Annotated in this window: 14 protein-coding genes and 2 pseudogenes; 6 read left to right on the top strand and 10 right to left on the bottom strand. The window is 71.7% G+C overall.

The genetic code is table 11. The features are described 5' to 3' along the window. Window positions 1-98 precede the first annotated feature (98 nt). The 5 genes from ACZ4UB_RS26730 to ACZ4UB_RS26750 all read right to left on the bottom strand — a co-directional run bounded on the left by ACZ4UB_RS26730 (window position 99) and on the right by ACZ4UB_RS26750 (window position 4,225). Window positions 99-866 carry a succinate dehydrogenase iron-sulfur subunit gene (locus ACZ4UB_RS26730; protein WP_351046800.1) on the bottom strand — a complete coding sequence of 256 codons (768 nt, stop codon included), beginning with the start codon at window positions 864-866 and terminating at the stop codon, window positions 99-101. Further along, on the bottom strand, window positions 866-2,620 hold the full coding sequence (sdhA, locus tag ACZ4UB_RS26735; RefSeq protein ID WP_468073865.1) for a succinate dehydrogenase flavoprotein subunit: 1,755 nt from the start codon (window positions 2,618-2,620) through the stop codon (window positions 866-868). Before sdhA ends, ACZ4UB_RS26730 begins: the two co-directional genes overlap by 1 nt. 11 nt (window positions 2,621-2,631) lie before the next feature. Beyond that, on the bottom strand, window positions 2,632-3,123 hold the full coding sequence (locus tag ACZ4UB_RS26740; protein ID WP_354379860.1) for a succinate dehydrogenase hydrophobic membrane anchor subunit: 492 nt from the start codon (window positions 3,121-3,123) through the stop codon (window positions 2,632-2,634). A gap of 5 nt (window positions 3,124-3,128) precedes the next feature. Further along, a complete protein-coding gene (gene sdhC, locus ACZ4UB_RS26745; RefSeq protein ID WP_330332151.1) occupies window positions 3,129-3,509 on the bottom strand; it encodes a succinate dehydrogenase, cytochrome b556 subunit in 381 nt (126 codons plus the stop codon). A gap of 152 nt (window positions 3,510-3,661) precedes the next feature. After that, window positions 3,662-4,225 carry a 2-oxo-4-hydroxy-4-carboxy-5-ureidoimidazoline decarboxylase gene (locus ACZ4UB_RS26750; protein ID WP_468074018.1) on the bottom strand — a complete coding sequence of 188 codons (564 nt, stop codon included), beginning with the start codon at window positions 4,223-4,225 and terminating at the stop codon, window positions 3,662-3,664. 367 nt (window positions 4,226-4,592) lie between these two features. Between ACZ4UB_RS26750 and ACZ4UB_RS26755 the strand changes: the two genes are divergently transcribed. Further along, on the top strand, window positions 4,593-5,363 hold the full coding sequence (locus tag ACZ4UB_RS26755) for an RNA polymerase sigma factor (RefSeq protein WP_468074020.1): 771 nt from the start codon (window positions 4,593-4,595) through the stop codon (window positions 5,361-5,363). Beyond that, on the top strand, window positions 5,363-6,397 hold the full coding sequence (locus ACZ4UB_RS26760) for a hypothetical protein (protein ID WP_468073867.1): 1,035 nt from the start codon (window positions 5,363-5,365) through the stop codon (window positions 6,395-6,397). The genes ACZ4UB_RS26755 and ACZ4UB_RS26760 overlap by 1 nt, the downstream gene beginning before the upstream one ends. Before the next feature lie 219 nt (window positions 6,398-6,616). On the opposite strand, the gene ACZ4UB_RS26765 is transcribed toward ACZ4UB_RS26760, so the two are convergent. Continuing rightward, on the bottom strand, window positions 6,617-7,489 hold the full coding sequence (locus tag ACZ4UB_RS26765; protein ID WP_468073869.1) for a L,D-transpeptidase family protein: 873 nt from the start codon (window positions 7,487-7,489) through the stop codon (window positions 6,617-6,619). A gap of 203 nt (window positions 7,490-7,692) precedes the next feature. Between ACZ4UB_RS26765 and leuE the strand changes: the two genes are divergently transcribed. Further along, the gene (leuE, locus tag ACZ4UB_RS26770; protein WP_468073871.1) at window positions 7,693-8,343 is read left to right on the top strand and encodes a leucine efflux protein LeuE; all 651 of its coding nucleotides are present in this window, start codon (window positions 7,693-7,695) and stop codon (window positions 8,341-8,343) included. Between the two features lie 19 nt (window positions 8,344-8,362). Here the strand turns inward: leuE and ACZ4UB_RS26775 are convergent. From ACZ4UB_RS26775 to ACZ4UB_RS26790, 4 genes and pseudogenes are all read right to left on the bottom strand, one after another. Continuing rightward, a pseudogene (locus ACZ4UB_RS26775) lies at window positions 8,363-8,659 on the bottom strand (NUDIX domain-containing protein); the annotation flags it as partial. Window positions 8,660-8,752: 93 nt separating this feature from the next. Then, window positions 8,753-9,112: a hypothetical protein gene (locus tag ACZ4UB_RS26780; RefSeq protein WP_468073873.1), complete on the bottom strand. Its 360-nt coding sequence runs from the start codon at window positions 9,110-9,112 to the stop codon at window positions 8,753-8,755. Between the two features lie 74 nt (window positions 9,113-9,186). After that, window positions 9,187-10,530 (bottom strand): polysialyltransferase family glycosyltransferase, encoded by a 1,344-nt coding sequence (locus ACZ4UB_RS26785; protein WP_468073875.1) that lies wholly within the window; start codon window positions 10,528-10,530, stop codon window positions 9,187-9,189. After that, entirely contained in the window at window positions 10,527-11,510 is a 984-nt protein-coding gene (locus tag ACZ4UB_RS26790; RefSeq protein WP_468073877.1) for a glycosyltransferase family 2 protein, read from the bottom strand. The genes ACZ4UB_RS26785 and ACZ4UB_RS26790 overlap by 4 nt, the downstream gene beginning before the upstream one ends. Window positions 11,511-11,697: 187 nt before the next feature. On the opposite strand from ACZ4UB_RS26790, the gene ACZ4UB_RS26795 reads away from it, so the two are divergent. From ACZ4UB_RS26795 to ACZ4UB_RS26805, 3 genes and pseudogenes are all read left to right on the top strand, one after another. Then, window positions 11,698-13,029 (top strand): DUF6716 putative glycosyltransferase, encoded by a 1,332-nt coding sequence (locus ACZ4UB_RS26795; protein WP_468073879.1) that lies wholly within the window; start codon window positions 11,698-11,700, stop codon window positions 13,027-13,029. Continuing rightward, window positions 13,026-13,742 (top strand): annotated as a pseudogene (locus ACZ4UB_RS26800) (acylneuraminate cytidylyltransferase family protein); the annotation flags it as partial. The gene ACZ4UB_RS26795 and the pseudogene ACZ4UB_RS26800, both read left to right, overlap by 4 nt. 56 nt (window positions 13,743-13,798) lie before the next feature. Beyond that, entirely contained in the window at window positions 13,799-14,707 is a 909-nt protein-coding gene (locus ACZ4UB_RS26805) for an N-acetylneuraminate synthase family protein (RefSeq protein ID WP_354379852.1), read from the top strand. Window positions 14,708-14,741 lie beyond the last annotated feature (34 nt).

Below are 14,741 nucleotides of genomic sequence, written 5' to 3' on the forward strand. Positions count from 1 at the left end.
GGGGGATCTCCACCCTCACGGGGGACCGGTACGGCGAAGGCCCCGCCCCCGGTGCGAACACCGGGGGCGGGGCCTTGGTACGACGACGGACCCGGGGGTCAGAAGCGGCGCGTGATCAGGGCGCGCTTGACTTCCTGGATGGCCTTCGTGACCTCGATGCCGCGGGGGCACGCGTCGGTGCAGTTGAAGGTCGTGCGGCAACGCCACACGCCGTCCTTGTCGTTCAGGATCTCCAGGCGCTGCTCACCGGCCTCGTCGCGCGAGTCGAAGATGAAGCGGTGCGCGTTGACGATCGCCGCCGGGCCGAAGTACTGGCCGTCGTTCCAGAACACCGGGCACGAGGACGTGCACGCGGCGCACAGGATGCACTTGGTGGTGTCGTCGAAGCGCTCGCGGTCCTCGGCGGACTGCAGGCGCTCGCGCGTCGGCTCGTTGCCCTTGGTGACCAGGAACGGCATGACGTCCCGGTACGCCTGGAAGAAGGGCTCCATGTCGACGATGAGGTCCTTCATCACCGTGAGGCCCTTGATGGCCTCGACCGTGATGGGCTTCTCCGGGTTGATGTCCTTGATCAGCGTCTTGCAGGCGAGCCTGTTCTTGCCGTTGATCCGCATCGCGTCGGAGCCGCAGATGCCGTGCGCGCAGGACCGGCGGAAGGTCAGCGTGCCGTCGAGGTCCCACTTGATCTTGTGGAGACCGTCGAGCACGCGCTCCTTCGGGTCGATCTCGACCTGGAAGTCCTGCCAGGTCGACTCCTCCGAGATCTCCGGGTTGAACCGGCGGATCCGGAAGGTGACCGTGATGAAGGGCGAGGCCGCGGCCGCCGCTTCCATCTCGTCCGTCTTGGACATGGTCGGGGTGGCCATCAGTACTTACGCTCCATCGGCTGGTAGCGGGTGACGACGACGGGCTTGTAGTCCAGCCGGACGGAGTCCTTGCCGTCGTCGCCGACCTCGCGGTACGCCATGGTGTGGCGCATGAAGTTGACGTCGTCGCGGTTCGGGTAGTCCTCGCGGTAGTGACCGCCGCGGGACTCCTTGCGCGCCAGGGCCGAGACGGCCATGACCTCGGCCAGGTCGAGCAGGTTGCCCAGCTCGATGGCCTCCAGCAGGTCCGTGTTGAACCGCTTGCCCTTGTCCTGGACGGACACGTGCTGGTACCGCTCGCGCAGCTCCGCGATCTTCTCGACCGCGGTCTTGATCGTCTGCTCGGTGCGGAACACCATCACGCAGGCGTCCATCGTCTCCTGGAGCTCCAGGCGCAGGTCGGCGACCCGCTCCTTGCCCGTGGAGTTGCGCAGCCGCTCGACCTGCTCGACCACGAGGTCCGCCGGGTTCTCCGGCAGCTCGACGTAGTCGTTCTCGGCCGCGTACTTGGCCGCCGCGATGCCCGAGCGCTTGCCGAAGACGTTGATGTCCAGCAGCGAGTTGGTGCCCAGGCGGTTGGCGCCGTGCACGGAGACGCAGGCGACCTCGCCGGCCGCGTACAGGCCCGGGACGACGGTGGTGTTGTCCGAGAGGACCTCACCCTCGACGTTGGTCGGGATGCCGCCCATGGCGTAGTGCGCGGTGGGCTGGATCGGGATCGGGTCCGTGTAGGGCTCGATGCCGAGGTAGGTGCGCGCGAACTCCGTGATGTCGGGCAGCTTGGCGTCCAGCTGCTCCGGCGGGAGGTGCGTCAGGTCCAGGTACACGTGGTCACCGGCCGGACCGCAGCCGCGGCCCTCGCGGATCTCGGTGTAGATGGAGCGCGAGACGACGTCACGGGACGCGAGGTCCTTCATGACCGGCGCGTACTTCTCCATGAAGCGCTCGCCGTCCTTGTTGCGGAGGATGCCGCCCTCACCGCGGGCGCCCTCCGTCAGCAGGATGCCCATGCGCCAGATGCCCGTCGGGTGGAACTGGAAGAACTCCATGTCCTCCAGCGGCAGACCGCGCCGGTAGCAGGCCGCCTGGCCGTCACCGGTGAGGGTGTGCGCGTTGGAGGTCACCTTGAAGAACTTGCCCGTGCCGCCGGAGGCGTAGATGACGGACTTCGCCTGGAAGACGTGGATCTCGCCGGTCGCCAGCTCGTAGGCGACGACGCCGGCCGACTTCTTGACCCCGTCCTCCTCCACGAGGAGCTGGTCCAGGACGTAGAACTCGTTGAAGAACTCCACGCCCTCCTTGACGCAGTTCTGGTACAGCGTCTGGAGGATCATGTGGCCGGTGCGGTCCGCGGCGTAGCAGGACCGGCGGACCGGGGCCTCACCGTGGTTGCGCGAGTGGCCGCCGAAGCGGCGCTGGTCGATGGTGCCGTCCGGGGTGCGGTTGAACGGCAGACCCATCTTCTCCAGGTCGAGGACGGCGTCGATGGCCTCCTTCGCCAGGATCTCGGCGGCGTCCTGGTCGACCAGGTAGTCACCGCCCTTGACCGTGTCGAAGGTGTGCCACTCCCAGTTGTCGTCCTCCACGTTGGCGAGCGCGGCGGCCATGCCGCCCTGCGCGGCGCCCGTGTGGGAGCGGGTCGGGTACAGCTTCGTGAGCACGGCGGTGCGGCTGCGCTTCGTCGACTCGATGGCCGCGCGCATGCCCGCGCCACCGGCGCCGACGATGACGGTGTCGTACTTGTGGATCTTCATCAGGAATCGCCTCAGCCCGTGCCGCGGATGTTCGGGTCGAAGGTGAAGATCACCAGCGTGCCCAGAAGGATGGTGAACACCGTGGCGGTGTAGAGCAGGCCCTTCAGCCACAGCCGCGTGTTGGCGCGCTCCGCGTAGTCGTTGATGACGGTACGCAGACCGTTGGCGCCGTGCAGCATCGCCAGCCACAGCATGAGCAGGTCCCAGGCCTGCCAGAACGGCGAGGCCCAGCGGCCCGCCACGAAGGCGAAGCCGATCTTGGACACGCCGCCGTCCAGCACGAGCTGGATGAGCAGGTGGCCGATGACCAGGACGACCAGGACGATGCCCGAGAGGCGCATGAAGAGCCACGCGACCATCTCGAAGTTGCCGCGGGTCGCACGGGGCGTCTTGCTGGTGCGCTTGCGCGGGGCCTCGATGTACGGCGCCGGGTTGTCGACGTCGTAGAGGCTCACGCCCTCCACGTCGCTGATGGCCTGGGCGGAAGAAGTGTCAGAAGACATGCGTGTCACTTCCCGAACAGTTCGAGGTAGGCGTGGTGCAGGACGGGGTACACGGCCCCGGCCATCAGCACGACCCAAACGCCCACGACCGACCAGAGCATCTGCTTCTGGTAGCGGGGGCCCTTGGACCAGAAGTCCACGGCGATGACACGGAGACCGTTGAGCGCGTGGAAGAGGATTGCGGCGACGAGGCCGTACTCCATCAGCGCGACGATCGGCGTCTTGTAGGTAGCCACGACATCGTCGTACGCCTCGGGGGAGACGCGGACGAGAGCGGTGTCGAGGACGTGTACGAACAGGAAGAAGAAGATGAGGACGCCGGTGACTCGATGAGCCACCCAGGACCACATTCCTTCCCGGCCGCGGTACAACGTTCCAGCCGGCACGGAAAACCCTCCGGAAGCGGGGCGGGGGCCAGCCGGCTTCTTTGTCGGTCGGGCCCGGCCGGGTACGGTCCTCCGGCCCCGGACATCGTAGCGACGCTTTGTCGGTTCCCTTGCGCGGGGGCCATCGGTGTGATCAAACAGGCACGGACGGACTATCCCACAGGAGCGAAACGCCCCAATTCAGACGCGTCATCGGTGGTTCCGGCATCGGCCCCGCCCGACATGTGAAGGAATCCCACGAGATGGGCGAGTCGCGAACACGCGACCCGGCGCAGCTCGTCGGCCGAGGTGGCCCGCTCCTCGTCCACCTCGTGCGCCATCCGCCGCCGGATCGCGGCCAGCACCTGGTGCGCGTGCTCCTCGGCCGGGTGCCCGTCGAGGCAGATGACGAAGGCGTGCCCGAACTTGCGCTCGTACTCCGCGTGCGCCGCGCCGAGCGCCAGGTGGGCGGCGTACGGAGCGTCGGGGGCCAGCTCCGCCGAGGACTCCTGGGCGAGCGCCTGGGCCAGGTCCGACTGGCGCAGGTCGTACGCCGCCTCGTCCGCGGCGGCCAGCAGCGCGTCCAGGTCCGGATACGGCCGGTGCTCGGCCATCCGGTGCGCCCAGCGGTCGCTGCCGCAGCAGCGCAGCAGGGCCTCCCGGGCGGACTCGGCCGACGCCGCGTTGAACCGCGCCAGCGCGCTGCCGCGGACCTGCGCCGGAAGGTGGCTGGACAGCGTGGGGCTCCTCGGGATGCTGGTGGGGTGTCACGCCACGCTATCGACGTAGGGGCCGGGGCGACGTACCCAATCGCGGATTTCACCCGGAAGAGAGCCGAAAGGAGGAGATGCGGGGGGTTGTGGAGAGTTGTGGAGGGGAAGGCGACCGAGACCGCCACCCCCCACAGGAGAGGCCCCGGCCGCCATCCGTTACGGGCTCGTGCGACAAGCCCGTACCCCTGTCAGCGCCACAAGTGCGTTTTGTGTCACACCTCGCTTCGCGCACGGTTGGTTGCAGGTTGTACAACGCGTGGACGGGAGCCGCGACACGCCGTAACGTGCTGATTTGCGCCAGACGTACAGGACAGTGAACGGGTTGGGGACTTTGCTGGGGGACGACGCGGAGCTGACCGCCGCGGTGCTCGCGGCACAGGACGGCGACGAGAGCGCGTTCCGGACTGTGTACCGCGCGGTGCACCCGCGCCTGCTGGGCTATGTCCGCACGCTCGTCGGGGACGGCGACGCCGAGGACGTGACCTCCGAGGCCTGGCTGCAGATCTCCCGCGACCTCGACTCCTTCACCGGCGACGCCGACCGCTTCCGCGGCTGGGCCGCGCGCATCGCGCGCAACCGCGCCCTCGACCACATGCGGATGCGCGGCCGACGCCCCGCCATCGGCGGCGACGAGAGCGAACTGACCGGCCGCGCCGCCGACTGCGACACCGCGGGCGAGGCGATGGAAGCCCTCTCCACCGGCCGCGCCATGGCCCTGATCGCCCAGCTCCCGCAGGACCAGGCGGAGGCCGTCGTGCTGCGCGTGGTCGTCGGCCTCGACGCCAAGAGCGCGGCCGAGACCCTGGGCAAGCGACCCGGCGCCGTACGGACGGCGGCGCACCGCGGGCTCAAGCGGCTCGCCGAACTGATCGTGAGCGAGAACGACCCCGGGGCGGTCGGCGACGGTGGCGGCGGGGCGGGCGGCGGGCGCACCGCGGGCCTCGGGGATAATCGGCCGGGCCGCACAGGTGACGGAGCCGCCGGGGACACCGGTGGCGGCCGGGATCTGGACGCCGTACCCGCCCAGCGGGGCCGGTTCGGGGGACTCGCGGAACGAACCGGTGTGACGCATTCACGTTGGCGGACGCAGAAGGACATGTGATGGCCGACGATCGCACCAGGTGGCTGGACAAAGCCGCGGCGGACAGACTGCTGCGCGGTGAACCGGTGGAGCCGAGCGGCGACTTCCGCACCCGCGCGGACGCCGCCCGGCTGCGCGACGCCCTGGACTCCCTCGTTCCGCGCGCGGCCGCCACGACCGAACTGCCCGGAGAGGCCGCCGCGCTGGCCGCCTTCCGCGCGGCGCACCCGGACCGTGCGGCCGGCCGAGCGGGCGACGCCGCTGCTGGTGGTGCTGGTGCGGAACCGCTGGTCGCCATCGTTCCCGTACCGACGCCGACCGCGGTCGGGGGCGTGGGCGCGGGCGCGACGGTCCGTGCCCCGCGCCGGGTCGGCGCCTGGCGCCTCGGCCTCGCGGCCGCCGTCGCCAGCGTGGCCATCGGTGGCGTCGCGGCCAGCGCGGGCACCGGCCTCTTCGACCGCGCCCTGCACCTGAACGCGGGTCCCCTGCCCACGGCCGACGTCAACGCCGAGGCCACCCCGGAGCCGGTCGGAGGCACCGCCGCACCGAGCGTCGAGGCACCCCGGTGGTCGCGGCCCTCGGACGCCGGCAGCACCCCGGGCGGCCCGCACACCCCGGGCCCGGAGGGCCGCGCCACCCCGGGCGCCACCGGCGCCGCGGCGAGCGGCGGGAACAACGGCGGAGCGGGCGGTACGGACGGCACGGGCGCCACCACGGGCAGCGGTGCGGGCAAGGACAACCGCGAGCACTTCGGGATCACCGAGGGCGGTGGCGCCGGCGAGGGCAAGGACGCCCTGCGCGGGGCGGCCGACCTGTGCCGCGACTTCAACTCCGGGCGACTCAGCGGTGACCGCGAGAACCGGTTGAACCTGCTGGCCAAGGGCCGGCAAAAGGTCCAGAGCTACTGCGACGAGCTGCTGAAGAGCACCCCGGGGACCCCGCCGAAGGGGACCGGCCCGACGGACCCGCTGCCCGTGCCGGTGCCCGGCCCGGGCCCCGGCACCGGGGACCCGTCGGGTGCGGCGGGCTCGCTGGGCCTGCGCCTGCGCCGCTGAAACGCGTCCCGCACACCCGCTCTGAGCTGGGTGTAACACTTTTCGAAGCACTGGCGCAGTAACAAGTGAGCCGACTGGTCATCGGCCGCGCATGAGCCGGGGTTCCCCCCGTACCCCTGGGCTCTGCGCAACCTGGCGCGGGCGGGGTTCGTTCCCCCGGCCCTGCCCGCGCCTCTTACTTCCGTCTCCCGGTCACCGCCCCGCGGCCACCGTCCCCGGTCACCAGTAGACGACGACCTTGTCGCCGACCTTCACCTGGTCGTAGAGCGCCGACAGCTTCGCCTTGTCGCGCACGTTCACGCAGCCGTGCGAGGCACCCGCGTAGCCGCGGGCCGCGAAGTCCGACGAGTAGTGCACGGCCTGGCCCTCGCTGAAGAACATCGAGTACGGCATCGGCGTGTGGTAGATCGTCGAGACCCAGTCCTTGGCCTTCCAGCCCACCTGGAACTCGCCCTCGCGGGTCGGGGTGTTCTCCGAGCCGAAGCGCACGTCCATCGTGGAGACGACCTTGCCGTCGATCATCCAGGCCAGGGTGCGGCTCTCCTTGCTGATGCACATCACCCGGCCCTTCATGCAGCGCGGGTCCGGCGCGTCGACCTGGTTCGTCGTCGGCGACATCTCCTCGGTGGTGGGCTTCTTGCTGACGCTCTGGACCTTCTTCCAGGTGGCGTCGTCCACCGAACCGGACGCGTTCAGCTGGTGCTTCGTCTGGAAGGACTTGACCGCCGCGATCGTCTTGGAGCCGTAGAAACCGGTGGGCGTCGCGCTGAACATGCCGAGCTGCTTGAGCCGCGCCTGGAGCTCGCGCACCGTGTCGTCCTCCGTGCCCTCGGACATCAGGTACTTGACCTGGGAGGCCGGGGAGGCGGAAGCCGAAGCGGACGGGGAAGCGGAGGGGGACGGCGAGGCGTCGCCCGGCTTGTTGTCCTGGGCCGACGGCGAGGCCGGCGTCGAGGCGGCCGGGCTGGAGGAGGCCGGCCCCTTCGATTCCGACTTCGCCGGCCCGCAGGCGGTGGCGGTGGCGGCGAGAGCCACCGCGGTGGCCACTCCGAGCGTGCGGATGACGACTCTCTGGCGGTTCAGGCGGTGCATGGCAGGTCCCCCGGTTTCTATGACGTGTAACTAGACGATGCCTCGCGGGCGCGGAAAGTTGCGGGCGCTCCCGGGATGTTGCGCCTTTGTGACCGGAGGCCGCTGCGGAGACGTTCTACCAGGCCGGGCCCCCTCCCCGCGGCGGGCGGCGGGGCGTGTACGGGCACTATGTTTCGGCCACCTGGTTCTGAGACACTCCGGACATGTATGGCGTCACAGACCTTCCGACCTACCTCGCCGGGCTCGTCCTGATCATCCTGCTGCCCGGCCCGAACTCGTTGTACGTGCTGTCCGTCGCCGCCCGGCGCGGCGTACGGACCGGGTACAAGGCCGCCGCCGGCGTGTGGACCGGGGACGCCGTGCTGATGACCCTGGCGGCGGTGGGAGCGGCCTCGCTGCTCCAGGCCAGCCCGGTGGTGTTCGGCGTGGTGAAGGTGCTGGGCGCCGGCTACCTGTCGTGGCTGGCGGTGGGGATGCTGAGGGGGGCCTGGGCGATGTGGCGGGCGCGGGGGGCGGATCCGGAGGTGCTCGCCGCCGCTGCCGCCGCGCCGTCCGGTCCGGAACGCCCGTACCGCCGGGCGCTGCTGATCAGCCTGCTCAACCCGAAGGCCATCCTGTTCCTGATGTCCTTCTTCGTCCAGTTCGTGGACCCCGCGTACCCCTACCGCGGGCTGTCGTTCCTGCTGCTGGGGTCACTGCTCCAGGTCGGCAGCTTCCTGTACCTCACGCTCCTGATATTCGGCGGCACGAAGCTCTCGGCGGCCTTCACCCGCCGCCGCCGACTCTCGGCCGGAGCCACGTCCCTGGCCGGCGTCCTCTTCCTCGGCTTCGCGGCGAAACTGGCCACGAGCTGAGGCCTGAGTCTGCTCCAGGTCAGGTCGCGGGCCAGCCGCTCAGGGAGACTGCGGTGCCGCCGCCCAAGTAGTGGTGGAGGGCGTCGGCCGTGGTGTCGACGAAGGCGTCGGGGATCGAGGCCGCGTCGATCCAGCGGACCTGGGAGTGCTTTCGGGGTTCGCGGTTCTCGGGTTCGCCGGTCCATTCGTGGGTGGCGAAGACGACCGTGAGGAAGCCGTTGGGGGCCTCGACGCCCCATGCGCCGTGGATGACGTGGGCGACCTTGAGGGACTCGGGCTTCACCGTGAGGCCCGTCTCCTCGTAGAGCTCAGCGACGTCGGCGCCGTCCTGGAATGGGCGCGCCTTCGACGGCACTAGCGCACGGGCGCCGGCGCAGGCGGAAAGCGGCGCGTACGGTCGGGCGGGGCCTCAGCCGGACGGTCGGACCGCGGTGAAGCGGGCCTTCATGGCAGGGCCGAGGTGGGTGACGATGCCGTATCCGGGCTGGTGCGGCCACGGCAGGTTGAGGAGGAACGAGGTGACGATCACCTCGGTGACCTTGGTGATTTCGGGGGCATCGAGACGGAGCTGCTCGTCCAGGAACCGCAGCGTGCCGCGCCAGTCCGCCTCATCGGCTCCGAGGAACGACGCGACGGTCTCCTGGACGAGATCCCAGAAGAACAGGTGGGACAGGACACCGTGTTCGTTGAAGACGTGCATGTCGAGCAGGTCCTCGAAGCCCGGCACGGTGGCCACCAGGTCCCGCACCAGCTGTTCGTCCCGCTCCATGGGCGCCCCTCCCTCGGGGCTCAGGATAGGTCGCCTCCCCGCAACGGCCTTGATCGGCCGGCCCGGTCGCAGCTCTAGCGCACGAGGCGCCTGCGCAGGCGCAGGGCGGCTTGGCGTAGGCGGCGGAGGGTGCGGTTCGTGGTGAGGGGGGTCAGGCGGGTCGGGATGCCGCCGCCGGGGAGGGCCAGGGAGGTCAGGCGGCGGCGGGTGACGTAGGGGAGGGTGCGCGGGGTCAGGTGGGCCGCCAGGTACGCCTCGGCTTCGGGGCGGCGGGTCGCCAGGACCTTCGGCTGCATGGTGAAGCCGACCGCCGTGAGGAGGGCCGCGAGGTCGGGGACGGGGGGTCCCGGGTCCAGCAGGTCCGGGACCAGGGCGTCCACCAGGACCAGGGGGACGCGGTTGCTGTTCTGGTACGGGGTGAGGCGGGACAGGACCCGCTCCGTGCCGGTCCGGGCCACCGGGAGTCCGTACAGCGTCGCGGCCGTGAGCAGGGCGGTGGAGAAGCAACCCACGACCAGGGCGGGGCGGATGCTCGCGAACAGGGTCTCGGCGAGCACCGTCGCGGGCAGCACTCGCAAGGGGACGCCCAGGCGCGCGGCCTCCTCCTCGGCGCGCCGCGCGTACCCCGTCGGGGCGCCGGGGTGCGGTTTGAACAGCAGCCGCCGGTGTCCCCGGGCGTGGGCGCCCCGCACCATCGCGGCGTGGAGTTCCTCCTCCTCCGCGGCCGTGAGCAGGTCGAGCGCGGACAGGTACTGGCCGAGCAGCAGGGCCGGCGGTTCCCCGTCCAAGTCGACCTCCGGCGGTGGGAGTTCGGCGAGGACCTTCAGGAAGGCGTCCGTCGGGACCGCGTGGGCCGGTACGCCGAACTCGGTCAGCAGCAGCGGCTCCAGCCCGGGCACCAGGTCCAGGTGCAGGACGCGCCGCACCCGCGAGCCGAGCTGCGGATCGAGCCGGAAGCGGGTCGGGCCGTAGCTCATCAGGCCGTCGGCGTAGACCTCGATGGCCGCGCCGGGGAAGAGCCGGCACAGCGCCTGGGCCGGGGCGACCTGGACGGACTCGACGTACAGCTCGATCCGGTCGTCGCCCAGGCCCCACAGCGCGCGCAACTGCCGCTCCCACAGCGGTGCGTCCTCGGGGCGCGGGGTCCAGACCCCCGGGTGGAAGGGGGCGATCGTCTCGTTCCAGTCGATGACCCCGTCGAAGCGGGCGCGCAGCGCGGCGAAGCCGGGCGTCGCGGCGAGACCGGGGGAGACCTCGGGGATCGGGGCGTTGTCGCTGGTCAGCAGGATCCGGCGGACGGTCGAGGGGGCGGGCGGGTCGCAGGCGCCGGAGTCGATGGCGGCGGCGAGGGTGGCCGTGCCGTAGGCGGTGGACGCGAGGAAGAGCTGGGTGAGGCGACCTCCCGGAGCCGTGCTCACGCGCCCGCCCCCGCGCCCGTCGCCGCGTGCCGCCGGCGCAGCCGCCGCAGCAGGGACGACCGTTCGGCGTCCATCGAATTCAGCACGCCGTCCAGGAGTTCCCGCGGCATTCGCCCGAGCGCGGCGGCGCTCATCGTACGGAGTTTTCTGGCCACGGCCGGTTCGAACCTTTCGATGGATCCCACGTGGTGGGCGATAATTGCGCAATATGTGCGAACGGCTTTTGGGAGGAGGTCCGCCGCCTGTGGATCTTCGGCGGTATCCGACAGGACTTGATCGAATGCGCGAATGAAATCGAGCTGGCGCTCGTCACCGATCTGCGTGAGCGAGGTGGAAACCCCGCGCCGGTAGAAGATCCCGGGCAGCCCGACCGCCGCGAACGACCGCGCGCCGCGGTGCAGCCGCCAGATCCAGGGCCGGTCCTCCGCGGTCCGCAGCCCGTCCGTGAAGTGCAGCAGGCCCCGGTCGAGGAGGCGCCGGTGGTACATCCCCGCCCAGGCGTACGGGTAGTCCACCGAGGTGGTCCGCCCGGCGGGCAGGATGGCCGTCCGCGGATCGGCCGCCACGCCGTGCGGGCCGCAGGGCGCGCCCTGTACGAGCCGCTCCCTGCCGGTCACCTGGACGTGGTCCGTACGGACGAAGTCGCAGTTCAGGGCCTGGATGGCGGCCAGCGTGCGAGCGAGGTGGCCGGGCGCGAGCCAGTCGTCGCCGTCCATGAAGGCGAGGTACTCGCCGCGCGCCGCGTCCAGCCCGGTGTTGCGCGCCGTGGCCAGCCCGCCGTTGTGGTCGCGGCGCAGGTGGACGGCCCCCGGCAGGTCGCGGGCAGCCCGCTCCAGCAGCAGGTGCGTCCCGTCCGTCGAGCAGTCGTCGACCAGGAGGAACTCGATGTCGTCCCGCGCGTTGAGTTCGAGACTTTTCAGGGCATCCGGCGCGTATGTCCGCACGTTGTAGAACGGCACGACAACAGAGAGCTTCAGCACCCGGGCGACATTATGGGGGCGCCCGGCATTCACCATGGACCGGACGAGGATTCCATGTGAACGACGCGCGGCAGCCGAGTTAACCCGCCCGCCGGGGATCGGGCTCCGCATTTCGCCGACGGGTTGTTAACCCGTTGTTGCGGGCTCGTTGGGCCGGTCGGTGGAATTCCGGCATAGCTTCTCGGTCGTGCCAGTAAGCCAGCGGGTCGCCGTTCTTGCCGATTCCGATACGCGATGGAAATGGGGCGCGCTCACCGCCCGCCGACTCGTGGCCGGCCCCTCGCGGGACGCGGGGCCCGGCGGTCACCACCTCACCGGATACCTCCTGCGCGGCCGGGCCACGCCCACCGCCCGCCAACTCGGCGAAGTGGGCGCCCGGGCCGACCGACTGACCGAGGTGACCTGCGCCGAGTTCCTCGACGAACTGCGCCGCGAACGCTACGACGTGGTCGTCCTCGCCCTCGTCGGCGGCGCCGTCCAGGCCGTCCTGCACGGCGTGCGCGCCCTGTGGCCCGAGCCGGCGACGCGCCCCGTGCTCGTCACCGGATACGTCGGCGTCGTCTACGAGAAGCTCGCCGACGGGCTGCTGCTGCGCCACGGCGCCGACCTGGTCCTCGCCAACTCCCGCCACGACGCGCAGCGCTTCCGCGCCGTGTACGAGGGGGTGGGCGCCGACGCCGGCGCCGTCACCGAGACCGCCCTGCCCTTCCTCGGCGGCGCGCCGTACGAGAGCGCCGGCGGCGGCCGGGCCCGGACCGTGGTCTTCGCCGCCCAGCCCTCCGTGCCCGAGAGCCGCGCCGACCGTACGTACCTGCTCGCCCGGGCCGCCGGGCACGCCCGGGCCCACCCCGACCGCGAGGTGCTGATCAAGCTGCGCAGCCGTCCCGGCGAGCACACCACGCACCTGGAGGAACTCCCCTACCAGCGGCTCGCGGACCGGCTCCCCGCCGGGCTGCCCGCCAACTGCCGCCTGGTGTACGGGAACATGGGGGAGGTCCTGGACCGCACCGACCTGCTGGTGACCGTGTCCTCGACCGCCGCGCTGGAATCCCTGCACCGGGGGATCCCCACCGCCGTCCTCACCGATCTCGGCGTCCGCGAGGCCCTGGGCAACCACCACTTCACCGGCTCCGGCTGCCTCACCTCCTGGGACCGGCTCGACGCCGGGCTGCTGCCGACCGCGGACCCCGAATGGCTCGCCGACCAGGGGGTGCTGGCCGACGCCGGGGCCTTCGACGCGGCCCGCGCCCGGGTCGCGGAGCTGGCCGCGCTGCCGCTGCTGGCGCCGCCGGACCCGTACTACACGCTCACCACCGCCCCCGGGTACCTGCCCGGGCTGCTGGCCCGCCACCACCTGGCCCCCGACGGCACCCCGCTGGCCGGCTCGCCGCGGCCCGCCGCGGGAGAGTCCCGGCTGCGCGGCTGGCTGCGAGGACGGCTGCGGGAGGCGGCGCGGGGCGCGTACCGGCACGGGGTGCAGCGGGTGGCCCCGGCGATCCGCAGGGTGGGGGAGCTGTGAGGGTGCTGGCCGTGATCCCGGCCCGGGGAGGCTCCAAGGGGGTGCCCGGCAAGAACCTCGCGGAGGTGGCCGGCGTGCCCCTGGTCGGCCGGGCGGTGCGCGCCGCGCTGGCCGCGCCCACCGTCACCCACGTGGTGGTCTCCACCGACTCCGACGCGGTCGCCGACGCGGCGCGGGCGGCGGGGGCCGACGCCCTGCGCCGCCCGGCGGCGCTCGCCGGGGACGCCGCGAGCAGCGAGAGCGCCGTGCTGCACGCCCTGGAGTCCTTCGAAGAACTGCACTCGGTCACCGTGGACGTGGTCCTGCTGGTCCAGTGCACGAGCCCCTTCCTCACGGCCTCCGACGTGGAGGGCGTCGCCGCCGCGGTGGCGGGCGGGGCCGCGGACTCGGCGCTCACGGTGGCGCCCTTCCACGGCTTCCTCTGGCGCGCCCCGGACCAGCGCGCCCCGGAGCAGGTCGCCGCCGCGGGCGAGGTCACGGGGGTCAACCACGACCCGGCCGTCCGACCGCGCCGCCAGGACCGGCCCCAGGACCTGCTGGAGACCGGCGCGGCGTACGCCATGGACGCGGTCGGCTTCCGGGCCGCCCGGCACCGCTTCTTCGGCCGGGTCCTCCCGGTGCCCACCGACCCGTCGCGGGTCCTGGAGGTCGACGACCCCCACGACCTGGCCCGCGCCCGCGCCCTGGCCCCCCTGCTGGACGAGCCACCACCACCCCGCACCCGCAAGCGCACCCGTACGCGCACCCGCACCGAAGGGCGTCACCTGACATGACCGTCACCTCGAACCCCCGCCTGCGCCGGATCGGATCGCGCACCGCCGGTCCCGGTCGTCCCGTCTACGTCGTCGGTGAGATCGGCATCAACCACAACGGCGACCTGGACACGGCCATCGCGCTCGTCGACGCCGCCGCCGACGCGGGCTGCGACGCCGTCAAGTTCCAGAAGCGGACCCCCGAGATCTGCACCCCGCGCGAGCAGTGGGACGTCGAACGCGACACCCCCTGGGGCCGGATGAGGTACATCGACTACCGCCACCGGGTGGAGTTCGGCGAGGCCGAGTACCGCGCCGTCGACGCCCACTGCGCCGAGCGCGGCATCGACTGGTTCGCCTCCCCGTGGGACACGGAGGCCGTCGCCTTCCTGGAGGGCTTCGGCGTGCCCGCCCACAAGGTGGCCTCGGCCTCCCTCACCGACGACGAGCTGCTGAGGGCCGTACGCGCCACCGGCAAGACGGTCGTGCTCTCCACGGGCATGTCCACCCCGCGCCAGATACGCCACGCGGTGGAAGTGCTCGGCAGCGACAACATCCTTCTGTGCCACGCCACTTCGACCTATCCGGCCAAGGCCGAGGAGCTGAACCTGCGGGTGATCAACACCTTGCAGGAGGAGTACCCGAACGTCCCGATCGGCTACTCCGGCCACGAGACGGGCCTCCAGACCACGCTGGCCGCCGTCGCCCTCGGCGCCTCCTTCGTCGAGCGGCACATCACCCTCGACCGGGCGATGTGGGGCTCGGACCAGGCGGCCTCCGTCGAACCCGGCGGCCTGCACCGGCTGGTCCGCGACATCCGCACCATCGAGGCCGCGCTCGGTGACGGGATCAAGCGGGTCTACCCCTCCGAGCTCGCCCCGATGAAGAAGCTCCGGCGGGTCCAGGGCGCCCTGGCCGGGGTCTGACACCCAGTCCCTCCCCGGCGCCCCCAACCCCCCA

The sequence above is a fragment of the Streptomyces sp. NPDC028419 genome (genome assembly GCF_055565515.1).

What these genes read in the sequence shown, in the direction of transcription:
- ACZ4UB_RS26730 (WP_351046800.1), bottom strand. Translation starts at nt 866, where the DNA reads ATGGCCACCCCGACCATGTCCAAGACGGACGAGATGGAAGCGGCGGCC.
- sdhA (WP_468073865.1), bottom strand. Translation starts at nt 2,620, where the DNA reads ATGAAGATCCACAAGTACGACACCGTCATCGTCGGCGCCGGTGGCGCG.
- ACZ4UB_RS26740 (WP_354379860.1), bottom strand. Translation starts at nt 3,123, where the DNA reads ATGTCTTCTGACACTTCTTCCGCCCAGGCCATCAGCGACGTGGAGGGC.
- ACZ4UB_RS26760 (WP_468073867.1), top strand. Translation starts at nt 5,363, where the DNA reads ATGGCCGACGATCGCACCAGGTGGCTGGACAAAGCCGCGGCGGACAGA.
- ACZ4UB_RS26765 (WP_468073869.1), bottom strand. Translation starts at nt 7,489, where the DNA reads ATGCACCGCCTGAACCGCCAGAGAGTCGTCATCCGCACGCTCGGAGTG.
- leuE (WP_468073871.1), top strand. Translation starts at nt 7,693, where the DNA reads ATGTATGGCGTCACAGACCTTCCGACCTACCTCGCCGGGCTCGTCCTG.
- ACZ4UB_RS26780 (WP_468073873.1), bottom strand. Translation starts at nt 9,112, where the DNA reads ATGGAGCGGGACGAACAGCTGGTGCGGGACCTGGTGGCCACCGTGCCG.
- ACZ4UB_RS26805 (WP_354379852.1), top strand. Translation starts at nt 13,799, where the DNA reads ATGACCGTCACCTCGAACCCCCGCCTGCGCCGGATCGGATCGCGCACC.